Below are 3,069 nucleotides of genomic sequence, written 5' to 3' on the forward strand. Positions count from 1 at the left end.
GCCCCCGCTGCCCGCCGCCTCAGCCGGCCCGCCCCGGCCGCGGCTTGAACAACCCCGGCCCGTCCTCGCACAACCACCCGCGCTCCACCAGCCGCTTGGCACGGAACCGAGCGGCCTGTTCGCGCGCGTCACTGGCCTGCCAGCCCAGATGATCGCGCATCTGCCGGGCCCGCACGCCGCCCCCGCCACCGGCTGCGTCGTCCTGGACCAGTGCCACGATCGCCGCGCAGTCACCCGGCAGCACCGCAAGATCCAACCCCTGACGCCACGGCGGGATTTCGACCCTGGCCGCAACACCACCCGCAGCCCCCGCCACCGCGGTGTCCGGCACGCCCGACGCGGCGGCCAGGGCATCGACGACCTCCTCGCGGGCGACGGCCGCGCGCCGCACGGCCTCCTCTGCCTCCAGCACCGCCGCCCGGACCCGCTCCAGCTCGGCGCGCAACTCCTCCACTCGGGCCAGCGCGGCCCGTTCGCGTTCCTCCAGCAGCCCCAGCACCGACGGCATCCGCCACCTCCGCACACAGCGAGCGTGAACACAGCGGATCCAGCCTGCCTACCCGGCGACGACCACATGCCTGAACAGCGAAGACTTGAAGCTACGTCCGCTTTGGGAATCGCTTCTCAGTTCAGCGCAAGCCGTCTGTGTCGTCGTGCTCTTCGCCGACTGGGAGTGGCCGACGGTCCTCCACCGGGTCATCGCTGTACATGGCCGCGGAGACCGCTCTGTCGTAGGCATCGTCGAGGTCGTCACCGCTTGCGTCGAGTATGTTCTCCCAGTCAATTCCCATACCTACGAGCCTACCCGTAGTGTTCGAGGAACCGAGCGATGTGGGCGTTGAGCTCGTCCGCCTGGGCAAAGATCGCAGCTTTCTCTCCTGGAAGGCGCGGCGCGACCTGGCGCGATGCCGTAACCCGGGCTCGCCATTGGGGCAGCAGTCCGGCTGCCTAGGGCATGCGATGTCATTGCCGAGCCCGTCATCCGGGCCGGTCCTCGTTCCCGCCGGGCCGGTGTGCTCAGGTCACTGATGTGTGCGGTGCGGCCGGGCCAGGACTGGTATCCGGCGGCGGCCACCACCTGAACACGCTCGCGGACCACGAACGCCGGCGAGGTGATCTCTCCCAGGCCGGCCTCTGCCGCGTCTTCCTCTCCCGCCGCCCTCTCCAGGCCTCGCAGGTCCGGGTGGTCGCCTGGTGGTTGTTCCACGGTCGCTGAACCCGCGAGGGCGGGACGAAGTCCGTCCGTGGACACATACGCCAGAGTAGCCGGCCCGAGCATCCGCGCCACCGGCAGCGCCCGGCGAACGGCATCGGCGTCGGCGTCCGCCTCTACCGCAAGCCCTGCGAGCGCATCCCGAACGATCACGGCTGCCTTCTCACTCGGTGCGGTCACGATCGCCGCCCCGCCCAGGGCCACCACCACACCGACCCGGCCGGCAGGACACCATCTCGACTCCGGCGAGACGACCACGTTCACACCACCCGCCGACGCGAACGACACCGGCACCGACGCCAGGTCCTCCCACAGCCCGCCCGACCGGCAGCAACCGGAACCCGGACATCCCCCACCCCCTCACCCGGCACCTGTCACCACACGCCCTCGGGGACTCAACCCGGTCGGAGAGAACGGCAATTGGGGATGCGCCGGCCGTGACGCCGCCCCGACCCCAGGACTTCAGCGCGGCCCGCGCGGCCCGCGCGGCTCGCGCGGCCCGTGCCTGTTGTGCTGACCTGTTCCGCCTGGGTGGGGCCCTTGGCCCTCACTGTCGGTCTTGTGCGTGTGGGGTGAGGGGGTGGGTTCCGGGGCCGTGCGTTGCGGTGTCGGTGGGGCGGTTTCGGGGGTGGTGGTGGGGGGGGATCGGCGCCACCGGCATGCCGGGGCTTGGCTGCCCCGGGTGGATGGCATGCGGCCGTCGGCGGGTGGCGGGCCGCCCCGGGTCGCCCCGGCGCAACGTCCACCGGCGGCCGGGGAGTCGGCCGGGCGGGTGGGAAGACGGTCCGGGGGCGGGTGGGGAGTCGGCTGGGCGGCGGGGAGTCGGCCCGGGGTGGGTGGGGAGTCGGTCCGGGGGGGGGGGAGTCGGCCGGGCGGCGGGAAGACGGCCCGGGGTCGGGTGGGTGGGGAGTCGGTTCGGGGGTGGGACGACGGCTGGGTGGGGGGGTGGGTTGGGTGGTTCCCGGCCCGGGGGGTGTTTTGGCAGGGCTGAAACGGCTTGTGACGTTCGCTGACAGTCCTTGACAAAGCCCGACACGGGGAACGTTGCCGGCCCTGGCCGGGGCCGACAGGATGGTCATCAGCGCACCGCACCACCGCGCTTTGGCTCGATCCCCTCGCCCGTCTAAGAGGGGCGGGAATTCAGTCCAGAGCCCGATCCGGGGGTATCCGCCCGGATCCAGGAGGAGGGAACGGCAATGGCAACATCAGAGCACGGGGACACACTCCCGATACTGCCGCACATATCCGACGCGACGCTGCGGGATTCCGCTCACATGGCAGGTGTGGAATTCGGTCCCAGGGATGCGGCCCGTATCGCGGACTTGCTGGTGAGGACGGGCGTCGACCTGGTCGAGGTCGGGATGGTCGCCGGGGCGAACTCCAAGGACGCCGACCTGGTCCTGGCCACCCACGAGGCCGTCGGCCCGCAGCGCAGCATGACTCTCGTGGTGGTGCGTGACCGCCAGCAGGTGGCGAGCGCCCTCGACGAGGCCGAGCGCCTGGGCGTCCGGCACATCATGTACTCGATCCCGACCTCGGAGCAGCACGCCCGTCTCAAGCTCGGCTCGCCGAGCGCCAAGTTCCTGCAGACGCTGGCCCGTTCCGCGATCACGCAGGCCAAGGAACGCGGCTTCCATGTCACCTTCAGCGGCGAGGACGGCGCCCGCACCCCGGCCGAGCGCCTGGTGCCCTACGTGGCGGCGGGCTTCGAGGCCGGCGCGGACCGCTTCCGTCTCGCCGAGACCGTCGCCTACCTGTCGCCCTGGCAGATGGAGGAGGTGATCGCCGACCTCACCGCGATCGACGGCTCCGAGATCGAGATCCACTCCCACAACATGCTGGGCATGGCGGTCGCC

At 71.5% G+C, this 3,069-nt stretch carries 2 protein-coding genes and 1 pseudogene; 1 reads left to right on the plus strand and 2 read right to left on the minus strand.

Translation table 11 applies throughout. From position 1 onward, the window contains the following. Positions 1 to 19: 19 nt before the first annotated feature. Positions 20 to 508 carry a hypothetical protein gene (locus MCM47_RS39630; RefSeq protein WP_238864104.1) on the minus strand — a complete coding sequence of 163 codons (489 nt, stop codon included), beginning with the start codon at positions 506 to 508 and terminating at the stop codon, positions 20 to 22. A 121-nt stretch (positions 509 to 629) separates the two neighbouring features. After that, the gene (locus tag MCM47_RS39635; RefSeq protein WP_238951706.1) at positions 630 to 791 is read right to left on the minus strand and encodes a hypothetical protein; all 162 of its coding nucleotides are present in this window, start codon (positions 789 to 791) and stop codon (positions 630 to 632) included. A 1,618-nt stretch (positions 792 to 2,409) separates the two neighbouring features. On the opposite strand from MCM47_RS39635, the pseudogene MCM47_RS39640 reads away from it, so the two are divergent. Beyond that, positions 2,410 to 3,069, plus strand: a pseudogene (locus tag MCM47_RS39640) (isopropylmalate synthase); the annotation flags it as partial.

Source organism: Kitasatospora sp. A2-31, from assembly GCF_022288725.1.
In the GTDB taxonomy this organism is placed as follows: Bacteria; Actinomycetota; Actinomycetes; order Streptomycetales; family Streptomycetaceae; genus Kitasatospora.